Annotated in this window: 21 protein-coding genes and 6 tRNA genes; 24 read left to right on the top strand and 3 right to left on the bottom strand. The window is 58.6% G+C overall.

Annotated elements, in window-relative coordinates; translation table 11 throughout:
• Nucleotides 1–54 precede the first annotated feature (54 nt).
• The 19 genes from pgk to nrdD all read left to right on the top strand — a co-directional run bounded on the left by pgk (nucleotide 55) and on the right by nrdD (nucleotide 19,978).
• The gene (pgk, locus tag DXB86_RS00590) at nucleotides 55–1,245 is read left to right on the top strand and encodes a phosphoglycerate kinase (RefSeq protein WP_117564871.1); all 1,191 of its coding nucleotides are present in this window, start codon (nucleotides 55–57) and stop codon (nucleotides 1,243–1,245) included.
• Complete coding sequence (gene tpiA, locus DXB86_RS00585) at nucleotides 1,238–2,005, top strand: triose-phosphate isomerase (protein WP_022094882.1); 768 nt, start codon at nucleotides 1,238–1,240, stop codon at nucleotides 2,003–2,005. Before pgk ends, tpiA begins: the two co-directional genes overlap by 8 nt.
• Nucleotides 2,006–2,010: 5 nt before the next feature.
• Nucleotides 2,011–3,564, top strand: a complete 1,554-nt coding sequence (gene gpmI, locus DXB86_RS00580) for a 2,3-bisphosphoglycerate-independent phosphoglycerate mutase (RefSeq protein WP_117735803.1) — start codon at nucleotides 2,011–2,013, stop codon at nucleotides 3,562–3,564.
• Between the two features lie 164 nt (nucleotides 3,565–3,728).
• The gene (secG, locus tag DXB86_RS00575) at nucleotides 3,729–3,983 is read left to right on the top strand and encodes a preprotein translocase subunit SecG (RefSeq protein ID WP_006236144.1); all 255 of its coding nucleotides are present in this window, start codon (nucleotides 3,729–3,731) and stop codon (nucleotides 3,981–3,983) included.
• 290 nt (nucleotides 3,984–4,273) lie between these two features.
• On the top strand, nucleotides 4,274–5,950 hold the full coding sequence (locus DXB86_RS00570; protein WP_117635932.1) for an ABC transporter substrate-binding protein: 1,677 nt from the start codon (nucleotides 4,274–4,276) through the stop codon (nucleotides 5,948–5,950).
• A 157-nt stretch (nucleotides 5,951–6,107) separates the two neighbouring features.
• The gene (locus DXB86_RS00565; protein WP_117635931.1) at nucleotides 6,108–7,145 is read left to right on the top strand and encodes an ABC transporter permease; all 1,038 of its coding nucleotides are present in this window, start codon (nucleotides 6,108–6,110) and stop codon (nucleotides 7,143–7,145) included.
• Between the two features lie 14 nt (nucleotides 7,146–7,159).
• Entirely contained in the window at nucleotides 7,160–8,095 is a 936-nt protein-coding gene (locus DXB86_RS00560; protein ID WP_117635930.1) for an ABC transporter permease, read from the top strand.
• A 2-nt stretch (nucleotides 8,096–8,097) separates the two neighbouring features.
• The gene (locus DXB86_RS00555; RefSeq protein WP_117735802.1) at nucleotides 8,098–9,189 is read left to right on the top strand and encodes an ABC transporter ATP-binding protein; all 1,092 of its coding nucleotides are present in this window, start codon (nucleotides 8,098–8,100) and stop codon (nucleotides 9,187–9,189) included.
• Nucleotides 9,190–10,218, top strand: a complete 1,029-nt coding sequence (locus DXB86_RS00550; RefSeq protein ID WP_006236139.1) for an ABC transporter ATP-binding protein — start codon at nucleotides 9,190–9,192, stop codon at nucleotides 10,216–10,218. It begins immediately after the preceding gene.
• Nucleotides 10,219–10,808: 590 nt separating this feature from the next.
• A tRNA-Leu gene (locus DXB86_RS00545) sits at nucleotides 10,809–10,898 on the top strand.
• 59 nt (nucleotides 10,899–10,957) lie between these two features.
• Nucleotides 10,958–13,303 carry a GAF domain-containing SpoIIE family protein phosphatase gene (locus DXB86_RS00540; RefSeq protein WP_117735801.1) on the top strand — a complete coding sequence of 782 codons (2,346 nt, stop codon included), beginning with the start codon at nucleotides 10,958–10,960 and terminating at the stop codon, nucleotides 13,301–13,303.
• An 81-nt stretch (nucleotides 13,304–13,384) separates the two neighbouring features.
• The gene (locus DXB86_RS00535) at nucleotides 13,385–14,131 is read left to right on the top strand and encodes an anti-sigma factor antagonist (protein WP_117735800.1); all 747 of its coding nucleotides are present in this window, start codon (nucleotides 13,385–13,387) and stop codon (nucleotides 14,129–14,131) included.
• A 105-nt stretch (nucleotides 14,132–14,236) separates the two neighbouring features.
• Nucleotides 14,237–14,312, top strand: a tRNA-Gly gene (locus DXB86_RS00530).
• A gap of 34 nt (nucleotides 14,313–14,346) precedes the next feature.
• Nucleotides 14,347–14,420: transfer RNA gene (locus tag DXB86_RS00525), tRNA-Cys, on the top strand.
• Between the two features lie 42 nt (nucleotides 14,421–14,462).
• Nucleotides 14,463–14,538 (top strand) — tRNA-Gly (locus DXB86_RS00520).
• Nucleotides 14,539–15,060: 522 nt separating this feature from the next.
• The gene (locus tag DXB86_RS00515; protein WP_233504098.1) at nucleotides 15,061–16,794 is read left to right on the top strand and encodes a glycoside hydrolase family 13 protein; all 1,734 of its coding nucleotides are present in this window, start codon (nucleotides 15,061–15,063) and stop codon (nucleotides 16,792–16,794) included.
• 141 nt (nucleotides 16,795–16,935) lie between these two features.
• Nucleotides 16,936–17,011, top strand: a tRNA-Gly gene (locus DXB86_RS00510).
• 3 nt (nucleotides 17,012–17,014) lie between these two features.
• A tRNA-Val gene (locus DXB86_RS00505) sits at nucleotides 17,015–17,089 on the top strand.
• Between the two features lie 666 nt (nucleotides 17,090–17,755).
• On the top strand, nucleotides 17,756–19,978 hold the full coding sequence (nrdD, locus tag DXB86_RS00500) for an anaerobic ribonucleoside-triphosphate reductase (RefSeq protein WP_117735799.1): 2,223 nt from the start codon (nucleotides 17,756–17,758) through the stop codon (nucleotides 19,976–19,978).
• A gap of 136 nt (nucleotides 19,979–20,114) precedes the next feature.
• On the opposite strand, the gene DXB86_RS09935 is transcribed toward nrdD, so the two are convergent.
• Nucleotides 20,115–20,288, bottom strand: coding sequence for a hypothetical protein (locus DXB86_RS09935; protein WP_158555244.1), 174 nt, complete (start codon nucleotides 20,286–20,288; stop codon nucleotides 20,115–20,117).
• A 116-nt stretch (nucleotides 20,289–20,404) separates the two neighbouring features.
• Between DXB86_RS09935 and nrdG the strand changes: the two genes are divergently transcribed.
• From nrdG to folB, 4 genes are all read left to right on the top strand, one after another.
• On the top strand, nucleotides 20,405–20,986 hold the full coding sequence (nrdG, locus tag DXB86_RS00495; protein ID WP_117735798.1) for an anaerobic ribonucleoside-triphosphate reductase activating protein: 582 nt from the start codon (nucleotides 20,405–20,407) through the stop codon (nucleotides 20,984–20,986).
• Between the two features lie 66 nt (nucleotides 20,987–21,052).
• The gene (folE, locus tag DXB86_RS00490; RefSeq protein WP_117735797.1) at nucleotides 21,053–21,610 is read left to right on the top strand and encodes a GTP cyclohydrolase I FolE; all 558 of its coding nucleotides are present in this window, start codon (nucleotides 21,053–21,055) and stop codon (nucleotides 21,608–21,610) included.
• Nucleotides 21,611–21,612: 2 nt separating this feature from the next.
• Nucleotides 21,613–22,194, top strand: coding sequence for an HD domain-containing protein (locus DXB86_RS00485; RefSeq protein ID WP_171021502.1), 582 nt, complete (start codon nucleotides 21,613–21,615; stop codon nucleotides 22,192–22,194).
• A 43-nt stretch (nucleotides 22,195–22,237) separates the two neighbouring features.
• Nucleotides 22,238–22,723 carry a dihydroneopterin aldolase gene (gene folB, locus DXB86_RS00480; RefSeq protein WP_055251396.1) on the top strand — a complete coding sequence of 162 codons (486 nt, stop codon included), beginning with the start codon at nucleotides 22,238–22,240 and terminating at the stop codon, nucleotides 22,721–22,723.
• Between the two features lie 6 nt (nucleotides 22,724–22,729).
• Here the strand turns inward: folB and DXB86_RS00475 are convergent, their stop codons facing one another.
• Together DXB86_RS00475 and DXB86_RS00470 are read right to left on the bottom strand one after the other, a co-directional pair.
• On the bottom strand, nucleotides 22,730–23,506 hold the full coding sequence (locus tag DXB86_RS00475) for a M48 family metallopeptidase (RefSeq protein ID WP_233504097.1): 777 nt from the start codon (nucleotides 23,504–23,506) through the stop codon (nucleotides 22,730–22,732).
• 74 nt (nucleotides 23,507–23,580) lie between these two features.
• Nucleotides 23,581–24,594: a dipeptidase gene (locus DXB86_RS00470; RefSeq protein WP_089572972.1), complete on the bottom strand. Its 1,014-nt coding sequence runs from the start codon at nucleotides 24,592–24,594 to the stop codon at nucleotides 23,581–23,583.
• 120 nt (nucleotides 24,595–24,714) lie between these two features.
• Between DXB86_RS00470 and DXB86_RS00465 the strand changes: the two genes are divergently transcribed.
• On the top strand, nucleotides 24,715–25,143 hold the full coding sequence (locus DXB86_RS00465) for a peptidylprolyl isomerase (RefSeq protein WP_035138874.1): 429 nt from the start codon (nucleotides 24,715–24,717) through the stop codon (nucleotides 25,141–25,143).
• Nucleotide 25,144 lies beyond the last annotated feature (1 nt).

Below are 25,144 nucleotides of genomic sequence, written 5' to 3'. Positions count from 1 at the left end.
AGGAAATCGTCTGCCGTAATGGGAGGCAGACACGTACGAAAGGTAGAAGCAAACATGGCCTTTACCAAGAAGACCGTCCGCGACATCGATGTCGACGGCAAGCGCGTTCTCGTCCGCGTTGACTTCAACGTGCCTATCAAGGATGGCGTCGTTGGCGACACCACCCGCATCAAGGCTGCCCTGCCCACCATCAACTACCTCGTTGAGCACAACGCTCGCGTCATCCTCATGAGCCACCTCGGCCGTCCCGATGGCACCGGCTTCCAGCCCGAGCTCTCCCTTGAGCCTGTCGCCAAGAAGCTCGCTGAGCTCTCTGGTCTCGATGTTGCCTTTGTCGCCGACACCTACGGCGAGAAGGCCGCCGAGGCTGTTGCCGCCGTCGAGCCGGGCAAGGTCCTCGTTCTCGAGAACGTCCGTTTCGACAAGCGTGAGAAGAAGAACGATCCCGAGATCGCCAAGAAGCTCGCTTCCTATGGTGACGTCTTCGTTCTCGATGCTTTCGGCACCGCTCACCGCGCCCAGGGTTCCGTCGTGGGCCCCGCCGCTTACCTGCCTGCCGTCGCCGGCTTCCTGCTCGAGAAGGAGGTCGACACGCTGACCGGCATCTTCGCCGAGCCCGAGCGCCCCTTCGTCGCTATCGTCGGCGGTTCCAAGGTTTCCTCCAAGATCGGCGTTCTCGATCACCTCATCGACTCCGCTGATACCCTGATCATCGGTGGCGGCATGGCCTACACCTTCTTCCTGGCTCAGGGCCTGACCGTCGGTCAGTCCCTCAAGGAAGAGGACTGGGTCGAGCGTGCCGGCGAGATGCTCAAGAAGGCCGAGGAGAAGGGCGTCAAGATCCTGCTCCCCATCGACAACCGCGTTGCCGATCACTTTGGCGAGGACGCTGTCCCCGAGGTTGTCGCTTCCGACGCTATCCCCGACGATCGTGAGGGCATGGATATCGGCCCCAAGACCGAGGAGCTCTACGCCGAGGCTGTCAAGGGCGCCAAGACCGTGTTCTGGAACGGCCCCATGGGCGTCTTCGAGTTCGATAACTTCGCTCACGGCACCCAGGCTATCGCCGAGGCCGTCGCCGAGGCCGACTGCACCTCGATCATCGGCGGTGGCGACTCTGTCGCAGCTGTCAACAAGTTCAACCTGGCCGACAAGATGAGCTGGATCTCCACCGGTGGTGGCGCTTCCATGGAGCTCGTCGAGGGTAAGGCCCTGCCCGGAGTGGAGGCGCTTCTCGATGCCTAATCGCACCCTTCTTATCGCTGGTAACTGGAAGATGAACAACGACGTCGCCGAGGCCGCCAAGCTCGCCGACGAGCTGGCTCAGGCTCTGCCCGAGGTTCCGGCTGGCGTCGAGGTGCTCGTCTGCCCTCCGACCATCGACATCACCACGGTTCATGACCGCATTCAGGCTGCCCCCATCGCCCTCGGTGCACAGAACGTGTACTGGGAGGCCAAGGGTGCCTTCACCGGTGAGTCCTCTTGCGACATGCTCAAGTCCGCTGGCTGCACCTACTGCATCATCGGTCACTCCGAGCGTCGCGACTACTTCCACGAGACCGACGAGGATCAGAACAAGAAGGCCAAGGCTCTCGTTGCCGCCGGTCTTGTTCCCGTCTTCTGCTGCGGCGAGTCTCTCGAGGTCCGCGAGGCTGGCACCTATGTCGAGCACGTCGTGAACCAGGTCAAGGCTGGCCTTGCTGGTCTTGAGATCACCTGCCCCAAGCAGGTCGTCGTCGCCTACGAGCCCATCTGGGCCATCGGCACCGGCAAGACCGCTACCGCCGAGGACGCTCAGGAGGTCTGCGGCGCTATCCGTGAGACCCTCAAGGAGATGTTCGGCGAGGAGCTCGCTAACGGCATCCGCGTTCTCTATGGTGGCTCTGCCAAGCCCGGCAACATCGCTGAGCTCGTCGCCAAGCCCGACGTTGACGGCGCCCTCGTGGGCGGCGCTTCGCTCAAGGCTGCCGACTTCGCCTCTATGGTCGTCAAGGCAGGCGAGTAGGACATATGGCACAGCGTCATCTTCCTGCACTCCTGATCATCATGGACGGCTGTGGCCTGGCTCCGGCCGATGGCGAGAACGCCGTCGCCGCTGCCAAGACGCCCTTCCTTGATAGCCTGTACGAGAAATACCCCCACACCACGCTCGGCGCTTCGGGCGAGGACGTGGGCCTTCCCGATGGCCAGATGGGCAACTCCGAGGTGGGTCACCTCAATATCGGTGCCGGCCGCATCGTCTTCCAGGAGCTTTCGCGCATCAACAATGCCATCAAGGACGGCTCCATCGCCAAGAACGAGGTCTTCGTCAAGGCTATGGACGATGTCAAGGCCGAAGGCAAGACCCTTCACCTCATGGGCCTTATGAGCCCCGGCGGCGTTCATTCTCACATGAACCATGTCGAGGCCCTGGTCAAGATGGCTGCCCAGCATGGCGTCAAGACCGTTCGCGTCCACGCCTTTATGGATGGCCGCGACGTTGACCCGCAGTCCGGTGCTGGCTACATGAGCGAGTTCTGCGCTTTCTTGGCCAAGATTTCCGAGGAGACCGGTTGCGACGCTCGCGTTGCCACCGTCTCGGGTCGTTATTGGGCCATGGACCGCGATAACCGTTGGGAGCGCATCCAGCGTGCCTACGATGTCATGGTCAACGCGTCCGATGCCGATACCGACCCCGTGGCCGGTATCAAGGCCTACTACGAGAAGGATCCGCGCGGCGATGAGTTCGTCGAGCCCTTCGCTGCCCACAATGAGGGCATCCACGAGGGCGACGCGGCCATCTTCTTCAACTTCCGTCCCGACCGCGCTCGTCAGATGACCCGCGTGTTCACGGACAAGGAGTTCGACGGCTTTGAGCGCGAGCAGATCAAGCTGTCGCACTTTGTGACGATGACCGAGTACGATCCGACGTTTGACGTCGAGGTTGCCTTCCCCAAGACGTTCCCCGAGAACGTTCTGGCCGACGTTATCGCTGCCAATGGCCTGAAGCAGCTGCACACCGCCGAGACCGAGAAGTACGCCCACGTGACGTTCTTCCTCAACGGCGGCATCGAGGAGCCCAAGGAGGGCGAGGAGCGCGTGCTCGTCGCTTCCCCCAAGGTCGCTACCTACGATCTGCAGCCCGAGATGAGCGCTCCCGAGGTTACCGAGAAGCTCGTCGCCGCAATCAACGAGGATCGCGCTGATTTCTACATCGTGAACTTCGCGAACTGCGACATGGTTGGTCACACCGGTGTCTTCGACGCCGCCGTTAAGGCCGTCGAGGCTGTTGACGATGCTCTGTCCAAGGTTGTCCCGGCGATTCTCGCCAAGGGCGGCTTTGCGCTGATTACCGCCGACCATGGCAACGCCGACCACATGTTTGACGTCGCTTCCGACGGTTCCAAGCATCCGTTTACGGCTCACACCACCAACCGTGTGCCGTTCATCATCGTTGATGAGAAGGCCCAGCTCACCGGTATCGAGGACGGCCGTCTTTCCGATATCGCTCCGACCATGCTCACCATGGCTGGTATTGAGCCTTCCGCCGAGATGACGGGTCGCGTGCTCGCCACCGAGGCCTAATAGAAAACAAATACCGTTTTCTAGTAAGGGGGTTGTCCACAACCGGACGACCCCCTTTTTGGTATTTCTGCCATTTCTACCCCGTCCCTAAATGGCAGGTGGGGGAGTGTTGGAGGTTGTGGTACAGTACTGGAGTTTGAATTGTTCTATTAAGGAGCTTATCTATGGGTCCGTTTCAGATTCTTCTGTTTGTCGTTTGGGCTGTTTCTGCCGTGGCGCTGACGATTCTCGTCCTGATGCACTCCGGTAAGGGCACCGGCGTTTCGGATATGATCGCTAGCTCGCTGTATAACTCCAGCTCTGCCACAGGCGTTATGGAGCAGAACCTTGACCGCCTGACCGTTATCATGGCTGTCGTGTTTGCCGTGTGCGTCGTGCTGTGCATGTTCTTCTTCCCGCAGGGCATCGTCGGCTACTAAGCATCGGCGTATATGCGTTTGTAAAGGGTCCCGCATGTGCGGGGCCCTTTTTGTTTACATATTTGTAACAGAGTCAAAATATCCCCACATACTTCGCCCAACTAAAGAAATTCTCGACCGTTAACCGGAATCAGCGCCAAATTGTGCATAAAATGCGCTACTGTATTGCGAAACGTTGGCCCGCATTGCATAACCAGCCATAACAGCGGACCGCGTTTGAATGGTTCGATTGGGCTGTCTCGACGTTGCCCGGCCGAATTCACTTTGTCCTATCTCATAAGGAGGATGGCATGGCTGATTCTATGTTCCACCAGCCCGTTATGGGTCGTCGCGCCTTTGTTGGCGGCACCCTCGCTGCGAGCTCCATGGCTTTTCTTGCCGCATGCGGCAAGAAGGGCGGCGACGCTTCCGGTTCTGAGTCCGGTTCGACGCTGAACTTCTACATCAACAACCCGGTCTGCATCGACCCCTACAACGTCCAGGAGGATCAGGGCACTCAGGTCGAGTATCAGCTCTTCGACGCTCTGACGGAGTACGATAACGAGAAGGGCGAGATCGTTCCGCTGGCTTGCGAGTCCTTTGAGGCTAACGACGACGCCACCGAGTTCACCTTCAAGATCAAGAAGGCCAAGTTCCACAACGGTGACGACGTTACCTCCAAGTCCTTCAAGCTCGGCTGGGAGCGCCTGGTCAACACTAAGTCGGCCATCGCTACCGAGTATGGTCCTTCCGAGGTCTCCTACCACCTTTCCATGGTCGAGGGCTATGACGATCTGCTTGCCGGTAATGCTACCGAGCTGTCCGGCGTTACCTGCCCGGATGACGAGACCCTCGTCGTCAAGCTGACTTCCGCCTACGCCGACTTCCCGTTCGTCGCCTCTCACCCGGCTCTGTCCCCGGTTCCCGAGTGCGCCGAGTCCGATGTCAAGAGCTTCTACCTTGCCCCGGTCGGTAACGGCCCGTTCATGATGGACGGCAAGTGGGAGGATGGTCAGGAGATCAACCTCAAGAAGTTTGACGATTACTATGGCGACAAGGCCAAGATCGACGCCATCCACTTCCAGGTCATCAAGGACGTGGAGACCGCTTACAAGGAGTTCCAGGCCGGCAACCTCGATGTCTGCGACGTTCCCGTTGCTCAGATCGACGCCGCCAAGAAGGACCGCGGCGAGTCCAAGGATGGCTACACCATGGGTGACGGCGAGCGCATGCTGCTCGGCTCCGAGCCTTCCACGTACTATCTGACGTGCAACACCACGGCCGAGCCGTTCAACAACGCTGACCTGCGCAGGGGCATCTCCTTGGCTATCAACCGTGAGGCCATCTGCAAGACCATCTTCAAGGGCACCCGTACCCCCGCTGACGGCATCGTTCCTCCGGGAATCGCCGGCTACAAGGAGGGCGCATGGGAGTTCTGCGCCTATGACGTCGACAAGGCTAACGAGTACCTCGACAAGGTCGCTCCCGCTGGCGCTAACGGCGATCGTGGCATCAATGTGACCCTGTCCTACAACCAGGACGGTGGCCACAAGGAGATCATGGAGTCCATCATCGGCGACCTCGCCAAGGTGGGCGTCACCGCCGTCTCCGATACTCCCGAGTGGTCTGCCCTGCTCGAGCAGTATCAGAACTTCAACTATCAGTTCGGCCGTCTGGGCTGGATCGCCGATTACCCGATCATGGACAACTTCCTGTACCCGCTGTTCCACTCCGACTCCCTCGGTGGCGACAACCGCTCTGGTTACAACAACTCCGAGTTCGATGCCAAGGTCGATGAGGCCCGTGCCACGGTTGACGACGACGAGCGCATCGCCAAGATGCAGGAGGCTGACGCTATGGTCGCCGCTGACTGCCCGGTTATCCCGGTGATGTTCTACACGCACACCATCGTCGGCTCCGATCGCGTCAAGTACCTCTATGTCGATCCGCAGAAGCACGCCGATCTGGGTACCGCTGAGCTCGCCTAAGAGTTTTGCAGCTTCCATGAGGGTCAAGTATTTACGTAGACCTCATGGGAAACATACAGTTCTCCCTAACCTGGGGTAAACTGGCTGATGGTAATTTTGGGATGCCGGTCTGGCGATCGGCATCCCATTTAGGTTAATCCCTAGATAGGGGAGTGGTATGGGTAAGTACATCGTTAAACGTGTGCTTCAGTTCATCCCGGTATTTTTGGGCGTTACGTTGATTCTGTTCGCCCTCCAGAATATTGTGCCGGGAGACCCGATCAAGCTGATCGGTGGAGACAAGGCTCTGTCCCCCGAGGTAGAGCTTCAACTTCGCGTGCGCTATCACCTGGTCCAGGCGGACGAGGACGGCAACGCGATCCTTGACGAGAACGGCGATCCCGTTCCAACGTCGCTTGTGGACCAATACTTGAATTACATGAATGGTCTGCTTCATGGCGATCTGGGCAATTCGTATCAGCGCAAGCTGCCGGTTGCGGAAATCTTTGCCCAGAAGTATCCGTATACGGTTAAACTCGCCGCGTGCGCCATTGTGCTCGAGGCAATCATGGGTATCGGTGCGGGTATCATTTCGGCGGTAAAGCGCTATTCCTTCTGGGATATTTTGGTAACGCTCACCACGTCGATCCTCGTTGCTGTTCCTGCCTTCTGGCTCGGCATGCTGCTGCAGCTGTTCTTTGGCGTCATCCTTAAGGATGCCACCGGCGGCGCTTTCTCCATGCCGATTTCGGGTGCCGGCGGCTCCAGCTCTCAGTATCAGGATTGGATGCACTATGTGCTTCCGACCATCACGCTGGCTTCGGTTTCGACCGCCTATGCTGCCCGCATCATGCGCTCGCAGCTACTCGACGTCATGAATCAGGATTACATCCGCACGGCAAAGGCCAAGGGTCTCTCCAATCGCGCGATCATCGTCAAGCATGCGCTTAAGAATGCACTCATCCCCGTTGTTACCTATATTGGTGTCGACTTCGGCGGCATGCTTTCGGGCGCCATCCTGACCGAGACGGTCTTTAACTGGCCCGGTATCGGCTCTGAGGTCTACCGCGCCATTAGCATGCGCGACTGGCCCATCGTTATGGGCGGCGTTACGCTCATCGTTGTCGTCGTTATGGTGATCAACCTTCTCGTCGACATTAGCTATGCATTCCTCGACCCGCGTATCCGCCTCGGCGGTCCGTCGGATAAGGCCTAAGGGAGGTACGTCTCATGCAGGAAACTGATTCTCAGTCTCAGGAGCAGGCTACCGCCACCAAGGCCGCATCTGCTCCCGCCAAGTCCCGCACGCTGTGGGGCGACGCTTTCAAGCGTCTTCGCAAGAATAAGCTCGCCGTTATCGGTATCTGCTGGATTATCATCGTCGTTTTGGTTGCCTTGACCGCAGACCTGTGGGCTAAGCCCTGGCTCGGGTCGCCGACGGCTTCTGACTCGACGACCATGGCCGAGACTTCGCTGCTGGCTCCGTGTGCCGAGCACCCGTTTGGTACCGACGCCCTTGGCCGCGACATTCTCGTCCGAGTTATCTACGGCGCGCGCGTTTCGCTTTCCGTCGGTATTATGGCCACCGCCATCTCCACGGTGATCGGTCTGATCATGGGCGCCCTGGCCGGTTTCTATGGCGGCATCTGGGATACGATCATCATGCGCTTCGCGGATATCTTCCTGGCGTTCCCGTACGTGCTGTTCGTTGTCGCCATGATCGCCGTTATCGGCCGTGGTCTTCAAAATGTTTTCATCGCCATCGGTATTCTCGGCTGGCCCTCGATTGCCCGTGTCTTCCGATCTGCGATCCTAACGGTCAAAGAGAACGATTATGTTGACGCCGCTCGCGCGATGGGTGCATCCGATGCGCGTATCGTGATGCGCCATATCTTCCCGAACTCCGTTGCTTCCATCGTGGTCTACGCGACCATGAACATCGGTGGCGCCATTCTGACCGAGTCCGCTCTGTCCTTCCTCGGCATGGGCGTTATTCCGCCTACGCCTTCGTGGGGCTCCATGATTCAGGACGGTCAGCAGTATCTTCTGACTGCTCCCTGGATGATGATCATGCCCGGTTTGGCAATTCTCTCGACGGTGCTCGCCTTCACCCTGCTGGGTGACGGTCTGCGCGACGCCCTCGACGTCAAGATGAAGGACGCATAAGGATGAAGAAGAACAAGAACTATGTGGACCTGAAGGACCAGCCGGTTCCCGAGGGCCAGCATCTGCTCGAGGTCGATGACCTTAAGATGTATTTCCACACCGAGGATGGCGTCGTTCGCGCTGTCGACGGTGTCTCCTACACGCTCGATCGTGGCGAGACCCTGGGCGTCGTTGGCGAGTCCGGCTCCGGTAAGTCTGTGACCGCAATGACCATCATGGGCCTTATCTCGATGCCTCCGGGAAAGATTGAGGGTGGCGACGTTCGCTATCGCGGTCGTTCTATCCTCGAGATGACCGAGGAAGAGATGCAGCACGTTCGCGGTAACGATATCGCAATGATCTTCCAGGATCCTATGACCTCCCTGAACCCGGTCTATAAGATCGGCAAGCAGGTGGGCGAGGGACTTCGTCTGCACCGTGGCTACTCCAAGCAGGAGGCGCTCAAGCGCGCCACCGAGCTTTTGGACCTCGTTGGCATTCCCGAGCCCGAGAAGCGCGTCAACGAGTATCCGCACCAGTTCTCTGGTGGCATGCGTCAGCGCGTCATGATTGCCATGGCGCTTGCCTGCGATCCCGATATCCTGATTGCCGACGAGCCCACGACGGCTCTGGACGTTACCATTCAGGCTCAGATTATCGAGCTCATGCAGGAGATGCAGCAGAAGAACGGCAACGCCATTATCATGATTACCCATGACTTGGGCGTCGTCGCCGATATGGCCGATAAGATCATGGTTATGTACGCCGGCCGTCCCGTCGAGTTCGGTACTGCTGAGGAAATCTTCTACGAGAGCCGCCATCCCTACACCTGGGGTCTTATTCGTTCCATTCCGGAGCAGGCCATCGAGGAGAAGAAGCCGCTGACGCCGATTCACGGCAACCCGCCTTCGCTCATGAACCTGCCCGAGGGCTGCGTCTTCTCTCCTCGCTGCCCCTATGCGACGGACAAGTGCCGCAAGCAGCGCCCCGAGCGCGTTGTCACCGAGTCCGGCCACTATTCTGCGTGCCATTATTCCGGTGACCCCGAGTTCCTCAAGAACGCGCCTGAGACGTCCCGCACGCGCAAGGATTCCAAGAAGGGAGGCGAGGCGTAAATGGCAGACAATAACGAGCGCACTCCGCTGCTGAAGGTCGAGCACCTTTCTAAGGAGTTCCCCGCAGAGTCCGGCATGTTCGCCAAGCGTTTTTCCAAGCGCGTCGTCTCTGCTGTAAACGACATCTCGTTTGAGATTTATCCTGGTGAGACCTTTGGTCTGGTTGGTGAGTCTGGTTGCGGTAAGTCCACGACGGGCCGCACCATCATGCGCCTGACCAAGCCGACGGCAGGCAAAGTGTTCTTCCAGGGCAAAGACGTTGCCGAGATGAGCAAGCACGAGATCAAGGATATGCGTCGCGAGATGCAGTTCATCTTCCAGGACCCCTATGCTTCGCTCAACCCTCGTATGACCATCGGCGAAATTGTTTCTGAGCCCATGACCATTCATGGCGTGGGTACAAAGGAAGAGCGTATCGAGCGCGTCCGCGAGCTGCTGGACGTCGTCGGTCTGAACCCCGAGCACATCAACCGCTATCCGCACGAGTTCTCGGGCGGCCAGCGCCAGCGTGTCGGCATTGCCCGCGCCTTTGCGCTCAAGCCCAAGCTGATTATCTGCGATGAGCCCGTCTCTGCGCTTGACGTATCCATTCAGGCCCAGGTTCTGAACCTTCTTAAGGAGCTCCAGGACAAGTTCGGTACGGCTTATCTCTTCATTGCTCACGACCTCTCTGTCGTGCAGCACATTTCTGATCGCGTTGCCGTTATGTATCTGGGCAAGATGGTCGAGGTTTCGGACTGGAAGACGCTCTACAGTGAGCCGCACCACCCGTACACGCAGTCGCTGCTGTCTGCCGTGCCGGTGCCCGATCCGGATATCCAGAAGACCCGCAAGCGCATCATTCTCGCTGGCGATCCGCCGTCGCCGCTGGATCCGCCGACCGGTTGCCGTTTCCACACGCGCTGCCCGATCGCGCAGGGCATCTGCTCCGAGAAGCTTCCCGAGTTTAAGGAAGTCGCACCGGGTCACTGCTGCGCCTGTCACTTCGCGGAGCCGTTCCCGATCAAGGAATCGCACATCGACCTGTAGTCGGTGTTCTCGTTCGAGCCCGCCCTGGTGTTGCTTTTCAGAACGTCCTCGGACATGTCGGAAGCCCCGCTGCGCGCTACGCGCTGCGGGGCTTCCTCCGTCCTGCGGGACGTTCTGAAAAGCAACACCAGGGCGGGCCCTGCGTTAACGCGGCAGAGGGGAGTGAGATTCCTTGATCGCTCACTTAATCTAATAGGAAATTGAGCGAGGCCGGAGCTTTAGCTCCGGCCTCCCCATATAAGGGCTCGGCAAAGCCGAGCCACCAAATTTGCATCAGCCCCAGAACATGTTTGAGAACTGTGCCTGGAGTATGTGTTGGTAGTCCCCGAATCGGTGCTGCCTCCCGGCGCATTCCGCAGGGGGAGCGATATTTTGCAGCACGAAGTGCGCAGCAAAATATCGCTCATGCCCGAGGACGCGCCGGGAGGCAGCACCGATTCGGGGCCGGACATGCGGATCTACCTGCGCAATTACAAATTCGTAAACTTTTTTGAAAAAAGTGCTTGCACAGTTCTCGAATCATAGGTTATCATCTTCTTCGTTGAACGCGCGGGTCGAACAAAACGAACTGCGAATCAACAACATAGCATGTCGGAGTGGCGGAATTGGCAGACGCGCTAGCTTGAGGTGCTAGTGACCGCTTTTTGGTCATGCGGGTTCAAGTCCCGCCTCCGACACCATCGCATTTGAGAAGCCTCTTCGGAGGCTTTTTTGTTACCGATAGACGGTGGGGTCCACGATGGAAACGCTTGAACGCAACGAGTGGGCAGACGTTGCCCAACTAGTCGAGATCACGAGCGATGCTGTCATCATCTGCGAGCTCGACGGAACCATTCTGCATGTGAATAATCGCTTACTTGGTTTGATGTGCGAGGAACGCGCCGACGTCATCGGTGGAGATGTTAAAGACGTCCTGTACTCGTCCGCTTTTGAACGTGCGACGGAACATCGTTTGCCATTTGAAACTGATGGCTCCGAGAGCGAACTGATGCTCAAGCTGAGCGATGGCTCCTTTATTCCCGTATTGGTTCGCGCAGGCTCCGTAACGCCTCCACGTATCTTTGGGCGCCGCGCGCCACGTGTCCTGGTGGCGCTTCACAGTATTGAGGAACAGTATTCTCACGACCGGCAACTCAAGCGTGCGTTATCGGAGCTTAGAGTGGCGAACAAGCGTCTCTCTGGCACGCTCTCGGTCATTATGAGCACTGTGGGCTCCGATGAGTTACCCAGCCTGCTTGATACCGTTTTGAACCAGCTTGTAGGAACGCTCGATGCTTCGGGTGCTGCTATCTATTTTTCTGAGAGCGGCGGCTTTAAGCTCCGCGGTGTTTCCAAGGAGCTGCTCGACAGCTACCTGCCCGAGTTTTTTCCGTATGGCGCTGGCATTCCGACGTATGTTCTTCGCGAGTCGCGTGCCTGTCGCTTGTCGATTCAACAGGACCTTGAGGGCGATAAGGCCGCCTCCGGTATGTTCATGGACCTGGATAATCGTTCTAAGCACCTGTTGCGCATGCAGGATATGCCTCCGTACCGCAGTGAAATCTGTCTTCCCGTTTTTTACGGTACGCAGATCCTCGGCGTGCTGGAAGTTGGTTGGAAACGCCCCCAGGCACCGCTCGCTTATGATGTTAATGTACTTGAGGTCATTTGCGATTACCTGTCTATCCAGCTGGTCGGCATGGCATCGAGCCTTCGCTCCCGTCGCACGGCCGAGCTTGGCCGCTCGCTCAATGTCTTGCGGGATGAGTTGTTTACCTTTCTAGACGATTCCGCCGCGGCTACCCAGGCGGTATCGTCCGAGATCTGCAATATGCTCAACTGCCATTTTTGCCCTATTGAGTATGACGCCAGTCTGGATTCCTACGTCATAGATTTTGAAGGCGGCAGTCGCGTTGCTTTGCCGGACGATCCCGAGAAGCTTTTCTTTTCCACGACGGCGCCAGCGGCACGTTTGGGGGCTGCCCCTGATGGCTTTGAGGCATCTGTTTTGGGCGGCACGAGTGCCGAGGACCTTAAACACGTCCGTATAACTCGCGTTGACGAATCGATGCCTATGGGAGGCTGGCTTAGAGCGCATGGCCTGCCTTGCCAGGGTCTCTACGTCGACGCCGGCATCGAGGCGGGGCGCCCACGCCCTGAGGGCGATGGCAAGCACAGTAACGACGCAATCGTTCCTGCTTCTGTTGCGAAGGGGCCGACGACGCGTGCGCTGCTGCTTCGTGATGGTAGCCAAGAGCCGATTGATGATCTTGAATATGACTACTTGGTGCACTTGGCGCATGACTTTGAACTGATCTACGAAGGCGAATCTCAAAAGCGCGAGGAGCGCCATATCGCTCAGACCCTCCAGATTGGCATGAGAAATTCCCTGGGGGATGTTCCGGGAATCGCCGCCGATTCGGTGTACCTGTCGGCCACGAACTCAGCGTTGGTCGGCGGCGATTTCTATACGCTCATCCGTCTTCCCGACGACTGCGCCGTCATGATTTTGGGCGATGTGTCTGGCAAAGGCATTGAGGCTGCATCGATGTCCGCGCTCGTCAAGACGGCCCTGACGGCATATGCCTGGGAGGGCGCTGGACCGGCCCGCATGGCACGCTCCCTTAACAGCATGCTCATGGGCTTCTCGAGGGTCGAGACGTTCGTGACGGCCTTTATCGCCAAGATTGACCTTAAAACCGGACGCGCAACGTATTGTTCGGCGGGCCATCCTCCGACCATGGTCATCAGGCCAGAGTCGATGCCGCTGGGTGGCGGCGAGGCCCGTGGGGGAGAGGTCGAGCTGCTTGGATGCCAATCGGGCGTAATCGGTGCATTTGAGAGCATGGTTTACGAGACGGGCGTGTTTACGTTCGCTCCTGGCGACATGCTCTTCATGTATACGGATGGAACGATTGAGGCCCGCGACCGCACCGGAGCGTTCTTTGGCGAGCAGCGCCTTCGTGATCTTCTGCTCTCTGTCTCGGGTGAGGGCGTATCGGGAATCTGCGGCAAGGTCTTGGGCGAGCTCGACCGATTTACCGAATCGGCGCTGGACGATGACATCGCATTAGTGTCTCTTGAGTTTTTGCGGGGCCGGTCCTAAACAGCGACGCTGGGCGCGCCGAATCCGCACGGTTGCGGAAAGGCATGCATCGAACAAGCTCTTTTGGGGAACCATGGTCGTATGAATGAGTGGAATGACATAGCGGTTTTGACGCCACCAGGCGATATCGACATCGCCACGGTGCCTGCGCTGCGTCGGCGGTTGGATGCTTTGATTGGCCGCGGCGTGCGTCGTGTCGTCATCAACTGTCAGGCTGTTAGCTTTATCGATTCGACGGGCTTGGCATTCCTGCTTACGCGCGCTCGTGAGCTCATGAGGCGAGAAGGCCTGCTTTCGCTCGTCAATGCATCAGGTGAAGTTGTTCGCTTTTTGGAGATTGCTCGTCTTGTCGATATCCTTCATGTCGCGGGGCCGGCACGGGAGCCTATTCCCGCCATTCCGGTGGGGGAGCTGCCTCGCTGGAGTAAGAGCGTCGAGGTCCGTCAGGGTATCGAGAATCTTCCATACTACCGACATCGCATCGCCGAACTCCTTGAATCGCTTCCGTTGCGCCGTGACGAGCGCTACGATGTCGCATTGGCGTCGGGGGAGGCACTGGGTAATGCCTATGACCATGCGGGCGGTATCGGGTGCGTCCTGACGGTTCAGGCCTATGGCGATCGCGTTGTGGTTGAGGTGCTTGATCGAGGTGCTGGCTATTCTATCGATGAAACGAGCGAGCCGGTCGCATCCGAGGAACGCGGCCGCGGTATCAAGCTTATGCGTATGCTCGTCGATAACGTGGAGGTTGCTCGTCGTACGGACGGTGCCGGCACGCGCGTGCAGATGGTGAAGCTGTTTAGCGGAGCACTGGAATCGTGTGCCTAGCCAATCGCTTTAGCGCGTTTAGCTACTAAGAACATGCGGCAGACAAGTTTTTTGAAAAAAGTACTTGCGTCTTTTGGACAACTCGCGTAAATTAATAACCCGCAAGCGGACATGGCTCAGTTGGTAGAGCACAACCTTGCCAAGGTTGGGGTCGCGGGTTCGAGCCCCGTTGTCCGCTCCATTGCATTTCCGGACCGTTTAGGCGGTCCTTTTTCGGCGAAGTGGCCAAGTGGTAAGGCAGAGGCCTGCAAAGCCTTTACCCCCGGTTCGAATCCGGGCTTCGCCTCCAAGCAACATCCGGGCGCTCCGGCGCCCGTTTTGTTTTACATATGCGGACATGGCTCAGTTGGTAGAGCACAACCTTGCCAAGGTTGGGGTCGCGGGTTCGAGCCCCGTTGTCCGCTCCAAACGCAACAGCCCGACTACTACGGTAGCCGGGCTTTTTCGTACCCATCGTATGGGCTCGAACCCGAGAGGGAGCGAGCGTTAAGCAAACGCGGAGCGTTTGTAGCGAGCTGGCGAGGACGCCGACAGGCGACCGAAGCCGGTGCGGATCCGCGAAGCGGATACGCAGACGCCCCGTTGTCCGCTCCAACTATCTTACGCGGTTCTAACGAACCGCGTTTTTTGTTGACGCTGCGCGAGCCCCGGGCACCCCATCTTGCCCCTCAATCGTCGGTCGCGTACATAAAGTACGCTTCCCTCCTCTTTCGCGGCAACTTGGGGCACCCGGAGCCCGCTCGCTGTCGTGGCCGGAGGAGTGGGCCTTCCGTTCTTTTCACTGATCGATCGATTCGTCCCAGGAGACTCGAACCCGAGAGGGAGCGAGCGTTTGGGGCGTGGCTGTGGCGTTGTTTGCCGCGAATGTCCGCTTTGGGCGTATCATCGTGGGCATCTCGCATAACCTCGTTGCAAGGGAGATACGCCCCATGGCTACAGAAAAGTCTTCTTCGCGCTCATGGATGTCCGACGCCGCGATCTATCAGATCTACCCGCGCTCGTTTAAGGATTCGACTGGTTCGGGTCTGGGCGATATCGCGGGCATTACCCAGCAGATGGACTATCTTGAGCAGCTGGGCATCGAGGCTATCTGGCTGAGCCCGTTTTACCCATCGCCTCTTGTCGATGGCGGCTATGATGTGGCGGACTACTGCGATGTCGACCCACGTCTCGGCTCGCTTGATGACTTCGATGACATGATCGCTGCGGCTCATGCGCGCGACATCAAGGTCATCGTCGACATCGTGCCCAACCATTCATCTAACCAGCATCCTTGGTTCAAAGCCGCTCTTGCCGCCGGCCCCGGATCGCCCGAGCGCACCCGTTATATCTTCCGCGATGGTCGCGGCGAGCATGGCGAGCTGCCTCCCACCAATTGGAATGCCAACTTTGGCGGCCCCGCCTGGACGCGTGTCGCGGACGGTCAGTGGTATCTGCACATGTTTACGCCTGAGCAGCCGGACTTTGACTGGTCGTGCCCCGAGGTTCATGCGTTCTTTTGCGACGTCCTGGCGTTTTGGAGCGATCGAGGCGTCGATGGCTTTCGCATTGATGTGGCGCACGGTCTCGCCAAGGATCTCGACCGCGATGACCTCGACCGGTGGCATCTCGCCGAGGGCGATGACATGGTTGAGGACGGCACCCATCCGCTGTGGGACCGCAACGAGGTCCACGAGATCTATCGCGAGTGGCGCCGCGTGTTCGACCGCTATGATCCGCCACGCAGCGCCGTTGCCGAGGCGTGGGTGCTGCCCGATCGCCAGTATCTCTACGCGCGTCCCAGCGAGCTTGGCCAGACATTCAACTTTGAGTTTGCCAAGGCCACTTGGACCTATGATGACATGCACGCTGCAATCGAGGAGGGCTTGAAGGCAGCTATAGAATCCGATTCCGCCTCGACCTGGGTGCTCTCCAACCACGACGTGCCGCGCGTGGCGACGCGCTATGCCCTGCCGCAGATCAAGGCGACGCGCTACCACCAGATTGCGCTCGACTGGCTCTTACGCGACGGGTCGTCTTATGACGAGGAACGTGAACTCGGCGAGCGCCGCGCGCGGGCGGCCCTTTTGCTCGAGCTGGCGCTTCCGGGCTCGGCATACGTGTATCAGGGTGAGGAGCTCGGCCTTTTTGAGGTGGCTGACATTCCGTGGGCTGTACTCGAAGATCCTACTGCGACCAATACGCACGGACCGAAGCGCGAGAAGGGGCGCGACGGCTGCCGTGTGCCCCTGCCGTGGGTGGCGGCGGACGATCCCGCGCAGGGCGGATCGTTTGGGTTTTCACCGGCGGACGCCGATGCGGCGCCCCATCTGCCGCAGCCTGCATGGTTTTCCGATTACGCTGCCGATAGGGAAGAAGCGGACCCGACATCGATGCTTGCGCTCTATCGTGACGCCCTCTGGCTGCGGCGCAAGCTGCGCGGGTGCGCCAACGATCTCGCGTGGCTCGATCTTGACGGGCGCACCGGCCTTGCGGATGGTGCCGAGGGCGCTGAGGGCGGCGTCATCGCCTATCGCCGCGACAACGGCTGGGCGTGTGTGACGAACTTCGGTGCAGCGCCCGTGGAGCTGCCGGCGGGCAGGGTCCTGCTCACCTCATCACCGCTCGCAGACGGCAGGCTCGTGCAGGACAGCTCTGCCTGGATCATGCTCGCTGAGTTGTAGGGGCCTCTTGCGGCGAGTTTGCGTTTGCCTGCGCCTTCCGTGGTGTCTGATGCCTTCATGAGGCTCGCGAGGGCGTCGCGAAACTTTTCAAAAAAAGTTCTTGCATAGGATGCGGGCATCACGTAAGATTAATCCTCGTAAGCGGACATGGCTCAGTTGGTAGAGCACAACCTTGCCAAGGTTGGGGTCGCGGGTTCGAGCCCCGTTGTCCGCTCCATTTGGGCGTTTAGCTCAGGGGGAGAGCGCTTCCCTGACACGGAAGAGGTCAGAAGTTCAAATCTTCTAACGCCCACCAAATGTTCGCAGCTCAGAGGCTTAGCCCCTGAGCTGTTTTGTTTTGGTCGCCAAATACGTCACCAAATTTCGAGTTTTTGATCTTCCGGGATGCTTCTCAGCAGTCATCCGAGGAAACTCTCATCTTCTCCGTTTGCACACACATATCTTTCAAGGATTCGTGCCGCGGTTGCATGAGGCTCGGCAAGGCACGACCGCAACATGTTGGTCAAGCATAATCTTTTGGATTCTTTTGGCGTGAGCGGCTTGGTTTTGGTAGGATTTGTCAGCGGCCTAACTAAGGGGGTTTTATAACTGCCATGCAGGTAGCCGTGCTGGTAACGTTTTACCGACTTGCCACGAACCCCTCATTTTTAATGCGTCTGCAAAATGACCAATTGCTTTGACCTGCTGAAACACTATATGTTGTGTTTGACCTAAAAAAAGAATACAGGATATAGATGCCTCTTTGTCGTATGATAGATGGCGGACAGAGAACGAAGACCTTAACTGCCTCTTTTGAACGTGTCCTTGAGCCGCTTGATCGGCTCCTGGGAGTGTCCGCATTGAGGCTTATGGTTTATCGAGAACACAGATTGCGCGACGGCGCCGCAAGACGGGGCAAGCCCTGCCGGGCATCGTTTGGCTCTGAAGCGCAATGAGACTACGACGCGAAAGAGGCAAGAGGATGAAGATCATCAAGCGCAGCGGCACCGAGGTTGTCTTTGACATCGATAAGATCGTCAATGCCATCCGCGCCGCAAACTTGGAGGTCGAGGAGAGCTCTCGTCTTACCGACCGCCAGGTGGTTTACGCGGCACAAAACGTCGCCGAGGCATGCGAGAACGCGGGCCACACCGTGTCGGTCGAGGAGATTCAGGATCTAGTCGAGGACGAGATCATGCGTCTCGACTGCTACGAGGTCGCTCGCCATTACATCATCTATCGCTATGTTCAGAGCCTGAAGCGCCATAAGAACACGACCGACGACAAGATTCTGTCGCTCATCGAGTGCAACAACGAAGAGGTCAAGCAGGAGAACTCCAACAAGAACCCGACCGTCAATTCCGTTCAGCGTGACTACATGGCCGGCGAGATTTCCAAGGACCTGACTCAGCGTGTGCTGCTGCCCCAGGAGATCGTGGATGCTCACAATGAGGGCCTGATCCACTTCCATGATTCGGACTACTTTGCCCAGCACATGCATAACTGCGACCTGGTGAACCTGGAGGATATGCTCCAGAACGGTACTGTTATCTCGGGTACGCTGATTGAGAAGCCGCACAGCTTCTCGACGGCTTGCAACATCGCGACGCAGATCATCGCCCAGGTTGCTTCCTCCCAGTACGGTGGCCAGTCGATTTCGCTGACCCATCTTGCCCCGTTCGTCGAGGTGAGCCGTCAGAAGATTCGCGGCGAGGTCGCCCGCGAGCTCGAGGAGCTCGGCGTTTCCGCATCTCCCGAAAAGGTCCGCGAGGTTGTTGAGGACCGCCTGCGTGACGAGATCCGTCGCGGCGTCCAGACTATTCAGTATCAGGTCGTGACCCTTATGACCACGAATGGCCAGGCGCCGTTCGTGACGGTCTTTATGTATCTCAATGAGGCCCGTACGCCCCAGGAGAAGCACGACCTTGCCATGATTGTGGAGGAGACGCTTCGTCAGCGCTATGAGGGCGTTAAGAACGAAGCCGGCGTGTGGATCACCCCGGCATTCCCCAAGCTCATCTACGTGCTCGAGGACGATAACATTCGCGAGGATTCGCCGTACTTCTATCTGACCAAGCTCGCCGCCAAGTGCACCGCCAAGCGCATGGTGCCCGACTACATCTCCGAGAAGAAGATGCGCGAGCTTAAGCTGTCTAAGGGCGAGACTGCCGGCAACGGCGATTGCTACACCTGCATGGGTTGCCGCAGTTTCCTGACGCCCGACCGTTCGGGCAACGGCTTTAACAATGTCGCCAACGCGCTGAACTATGACCCGACCAAGCCTAAGTACTACGGTCGCTTTAACCAGGGTGTTGTGACCATCAACCTGCCCGATGTCGCGCTGAGCTCGCATCAGGACATGGATAAGTTCTGGAAGATCTTCGACGAGCGCCTTGAGCTGTGCCATCGTGCCCTGCTGTGCCGTCATGAGCGCCTGATGGGCACGCTTTCGGATGCCGCGCCGATTCTTTGGCAGTACGGCGCCCTGGCGCGTCTGAAGAAGGGCGAGACGATCGACAAGCTGCTCGTGGGCGGCTATTCCACCATCAGCCTGGGCTATGCCGGCCTGTATGAGTGCGTCAAGTACATGACGGGTCACAGCCACACCGAGAAGGAGGGCACGCCGTTCGCCATGGCCGTCATGCAGCGCATGAACGACAGGTGCGCGGAGTGGAAGGCCGAAAGTGATATCGATTTCTCGCTGTACGGTACGCCGTTGGAGTCGACGACCTACAAGTTCGCCAAGTGCCTGCAGCGTCGTTTTGGCATTATCCCGGGCGTGACGGACAAGGGCTACATTACTAACAGCTATCACGTCCATGTGTCCGAGGAGATCGATGCCTTCGACAAACTTAAGTTTGAAGGCATGTTCCAGCAGCTTTCGCCGGGCGGTGCTATCTCCTACGTTGAGGTTCCCAACATGCAGGACAACCTCAAGGCTGTCATTCGCGTGATGCAGTACATCTACGACAACATCATGTACGCCGAGCTCAACACCAAGAGCGATTACTGCCAGGTGTGCGGCTACGATGGCGAGATCAAGATTGTCGAGGATGACGGCAAGCTGGTGTGGGAGTGCCCCAGCTGCGGCAACCGCGACCAGGAGAAGATGAACGTCGCTCGTCGTACGTGCGGCTACATCGGTACCCAGTTCTGGAACCAGGGTCGAACCGAGGAGATCCGCGACCGCGTGCTGCATCTCTAATAACCATCCCAGGCCGCCCCGTAGCGAGGCCCCGGACCTTTACTCGCTATTTCGGACAGTCCTGGCTCACGACGGAGGCGCCACTGGCGCCTCCTGTTCGTGCGGAACTCATATCGAGCAAAGGTCCGGGGCCTCGCTACGGGGCGGCCAAGTTGATGTAGCTGAGATGCAGCACGCAGCCTGCTCGCTCCTCGAAGTTCTTAGCGGAAATGAGTTGACTTGCAACAACGCTTTGCTTGCGATGGCGGTTGAGCCGCAACCCAGTTTTTATTAGACCTCGAACCCTATACTCGATGTTCGCTTCGTTCATTGAGTTACCCTTTGCATGAGGCCGGGACATATCGTCCCGCCCGCAGTTTCGCAGGCCGAAGGCCGAGAATGTTTGAGGACGGGATGATATGTCCCGGCCTCCCGGGAGAGTTACCTATGAACTACGCGAACATTAAGTATTTCGACATTGCTGATGGAGAAGGCGTCCGCACTTCTCTGTTTGTGAGCGGGTGCCGTCGTGGCTGCAAGAATTGCTTTAACTCCGTCGCGTGGGACTTTGCCGCGGGCGAGCCGTTTGATCGTGCCGTCGAGGACAAGATTATCGAGAGCCTCGATCATCCCTTTATTGACGGCCTGACGATTCTGGGCGGCGAGCCTATGGAGCCCGAGAATCAAGCGGGACTCGTTGATTTTGTCGAGCGTGTTCGCGCGGCCTATCCAGCGGGGTCGGGGAAGACTATTTGGTGTTTCACCGGCGATGTGCTCGAGGAGCTTATGCCGGGAGGCCGCCACCATACCGAGGTCACGGACCGTATCCTTGCCTGCCTCGACATGTTGGTGGATGGCCCGTTTGTTCAGGATCTGTATGATATCTCATTGCGTTTTAGGGGCTCGAGTAACCAGCGCGTGATCGATATGAACGCTACGCGCGCCCGTGCTGAGCGCGAGGGCGTTGCGCTTTGTGATGCGGTTGAACTTTGGCGTGATGATCCGGTCTATTCGACCCATACTATGTAGCTTGTGGTCGATGCCGGAGGGCGTGGTACCATAGCGCGAACGTGAAATCGGAAAAGTGAGGCCCAGATGGTCGATCAGGAAAAAGTCGAGGCCGCCATTAAGCTGTTGCTTGAGGGCATAGGCGAGGACCCAACTCGTGAGGGCCTGTTGGAGACCCCGGCGCGCGTTGCCCGTATGTATGGTGAGATCGCCGGCGGCATGGGCCAGAGTGCCGAGGAGCACCTGTCCAAAACCTTTGCCGTCGCTTCGAATGATTTGGTTATCGAGCGCGACATCACGTTCTATTCGCTGTGTGAACATCATCTGCTACCGTTTTATGGCAAGGCCGCCATTGGTTATATCCCTAACGGTCGGGTGGCTGGGCTTTCCAAGCTCGCCCGCACGGTTGAGGTTTATGCGCGCCGTCTGCAGCTGCAGGAGCAACTGTGTGCACAGGTTGCCGATGCCCTCATGGACTATCTCGCTCCCCAGGGAGCGATTGTGTTGATGGAGGCCGAGCATATGTGCATGACGATGCGTGGCGTGCAAAAGCCCGGCACCAAGACCGTGACGCTCGCTCGCCGCGGCGTCTTTGAGACCGATCCCGCGCTCGAGGAGCGTTTCTTTAGGATGTTGGGCCGCTAACCATGAGAGTCGTCAACGACTTTACATCGAAGACCGATGAGGGGACGTCGCGTCGCGGCTTTATGGCTTCGGGCCTGGCCCCCTTTGGTGCCATGCCTCGCATTGATTACATTTGTGCCAACGGGCTGTTCCGACGGCACCTGGGCAACATTGCACAGTTGGAATCGGGGCGCATCTTCTGCCGCCACGGTATTGACCATCTGCTCGATGTCGCTCGCATTATGTGGATCAAGAATCTCGAGGAACAGCTCGAATTTGACCGCGAGGTCATCTACGCCACGGCACTTCTTCACGATATCGGCAAAGATGAACAGTATGAATCGGGTATATCCCATGATGTTGCAAGCGAACGCGTCGCTGATGCGATTCTCGGCGGCATGCCCGATGACGTGGCGTTTGAGCCGGCCGATGCCGCAGCCATTAAGACGGCCATTCTGGGCCATCGAAAGCTGCGCGTGAACAGCCAACCGCTTGAGCGTCTGCTCTATGCAGCCGACAAAGCGTCGCGCGCCTGCTTTGCATGCCCCGCGCGCAATGCTTGCAACTGGAGCGATGATAAAAAGAACCTGTCGATTCGCGTGTAGTTAGTTTGCGCGGTTGGGGTTCTAAACGAAGGAGACGATCGCGTTGAGTAACAAAAAACTGCCCGAGAATGCAACCAAGACTGAAGGTGCTGAGCTCGCCCGCCGTGGAAGGGGCGAAATATCCACCGCAACGGCGGTGCCTCACGTGAGCTATGATGATCTGCGCCATGCCGATCGTATTGTCATTGACGGCCTTGAGGTTTTTGCCAACCATGGCGTGTATCCCGAGGAGAACGCGCTGGGTCAGAAGTTCATCGTTTCTCTGGTGCTCTATGCCGACCTGCGCGCGGCGGGGGAGCACGATAACCTGGATGCCTCGATTGACTACGGCTCGGTGTGCCACGATGTCGATGGCTATCTGCGCGAGCATACGTTTAAGCTCATCGAGGCGGCAGCCGAGGGGACAGCCCAGATGCTGCTGCGCCGTTATCCCTCGCTGCTTGGTGTGCGCATAAAGCTCGATAAGCCGTGGGCTCCTGTTGGCCTGCCCCTGGCAAGCTGCGGCGTCGAGATCGAGCGCGTGCGCTAACCGGTTCTAATACGACTCTATGGGTGGCTGCTTGAGCCGCTGCGACAGAGCTTTATTGTTGGGACAGTACGTGTCGAGCAGGGCGTGGAATCGCTGATTGTGGCTTGGCTCGAGCAAGTGGACGAGCTCGTGGGCGACAACCATGTCGAGGCATTCGATGGGATAGGCGGCAAGTTCGAGTGCGATGCGAATGGCGCCGGTCTTGGGCGTGCATGATCCCCAGCGCGTTTTCATGCTGCGCACGGAGACGCGGGCCACGGTGACGCCCATTGCGATTTCGTACGCGTGCACCATATCGTACAGCGCCGTGGTGACCTCGGTTGCATAGAGCTGGTCGATACGGGCTTGGAGCTCATCGGACGTTAGGCCGTCGAGGATTGCGTGCCGCTTGGCCTGTGGGCCTTCGTCCGATTCATCGGTACCCATAAAACTTGCGAAGGTGGCCTGTTTGGGTCGCGGTGCGGGTGATGCAAAGTTGTGATCGAGTGCATCCTGTACCGTGATGGGCTTGCCCCAAAGTGCAATGATGGACGAGGGGCTGAGCGGCTCTCGTGCCGTCGCCTGACGTTGCTCGCGCTGGGCAAGTCGGCTGATAATCCAGGCGCTGTTGCGCTTCACAAACGCTTCGATACGCTCGCGGCTGGCGCCGATCGGTGCGCTGGCGTGGACCTCGCCGCTCGATGTGACGCGTAGGTTGAAGTTCTTGACGCGCTTTTTGGTAACGACGACGGGGATGGTCGTCCCATCCGGTCGGGATGCGGAAATCGTAAACTGCTGCGTCAAAAGCGGTCCTTCAGATCGGGGACGGGCCGGCATGTCGACCGTTCGGCATGCCGGCCCGCTCAAGGGATGTGAAATTAATAACGCTCGAAGAAGGCAAGCGCGTTGTCGCTGCAGAGCTTTTGCATCACGGTCTTGCCAAAATGCTTGGAAAGCATGTTCTGGAACTCGGGCATCTTGCTGGCATCGGAGAGGAAAGCGGGCACCGTGGCGCCGTCCCAGTCGCCGCCGAGCGCGATGACGTCCTCGCCGCCCAGGTCGAGCCAGTGCTCGATATGCGCCGCCAGCTGGTCGAAGGTGACGTCTGCGGCGGTCTTGTCGGTTGCGTCGTTGGAAAGGAACTCGCTGCAGTAGTTGAGGCCGACGATGCCACCCATGTCGCGAATGGTGCGGAACTGGTCGTCGGTAAGGTTGCGTTTGGCGCCGCAAACCGCACGGGAGTTGGAGTGGCTGGCGACGAAGGGACGCGTGGCGCGGGCGGCGACCTCGTCAAAGCACTCATCGTTGAGGTGGGAGACGTCGAGCACCATGCCGGCGTGCTCCATCTGCGTAAGCGCCTCGATGCCGGCGGCGGTGAGGCCGGCGTGGGTGTCGTGGCCGCTCGCGAGCGGTCCCTGCGCGTTCCAGCTGAGTGACGACATAAGCACGCCCAGGCTCTTGAGCACCTCGATCAGCGCGGGGTCCTCGGCAAAGAACGTGGCGTTTTCGATGGTGTGGATGCAAGCGACCTTGCCGTCCTTGAGCGCGGGGCGAATGTCTGCGGCGCTGCGCACGTTGACCATACGGTCGTGGTTGAGCATTGCCTGGCCGCTCATATGCGCCATGATCTGCGCCTGGAAGCGCGCGGCGTGGGCGGTGGGAATCTCGTCGGGGACAAACGTGGCGAAGCACTGTGCCCACGGCGTGTTGCCGATCTTTGCGAGCGAGATGGCACAGGCGTTACCCTCGATGAGGTCGAAATCTTGCGGATGCGTTTCGTCGCCGGGGAAATAACCGTCGGTGCCGGCGGTAAAGCGCAGGTCGAGATCGAGCGTGGCCCAGCCGATTCGGTCGGCAGTGTCGCAGTGTAGGTCAAATACGGGATATGCCATGGTTCCTCCGGTTGCAGCGTTTCTTTGCAAACTGTCATTGAATTGTATGACTAGGGTATAGTTAGCGCCATATGTTCACGGCGGCCCGCGTTGTGCGCCGCCCTTATCACGGAGGTTACCATGTCCAACCAGGGCAAGAAGGTCAAGACCCATTATCGCGGCACGCTCGATGACGGCACGCAGTTCGATAGCTCCTACGATCGCGGCGAGCCGCTGGAGTTCACCTGCGGCGCCGGTCAGATGATCAAGGGCTTCGACGCCGCTGTTGTCGACATGCAGGTGGGCGAGAAGAAGACCGTGCACATTCCTGCTGCCGATGCCTACGGCGAGCACAATCCCGAGATGGTTCTGACCTTCCCGGCCGAACAGGTTCCCAACATCGAGCAGATCGAGAAGGGCATGAAGCTTTTCCTGTCCACGCCGAGCGGTATGCCCGTTCCCGCCGTGGTCATCGACGTAACGCCCGAGGCTGTGACGCTCGACGCCAACCACGAGCTGGCCGGCAAGGACCTCAACTTTGATATCGAGCTCGTTGAGGTCGAGGGTTAGA

The organism is Collinsella sp. OM06-18AC (assembly GCF_003438785.1).
Taxonomy (GTDB): Bacteria; Actinomycetota; Coriobacteriia; order Coriobacteriales; family Coriobacteriaceae; genus Collinsella.
The sequence above is the reverse complement of the archived record's forward strand: the minus strand, read 5'-3'. Positions and strand labels throughout refer to the sequence as shown.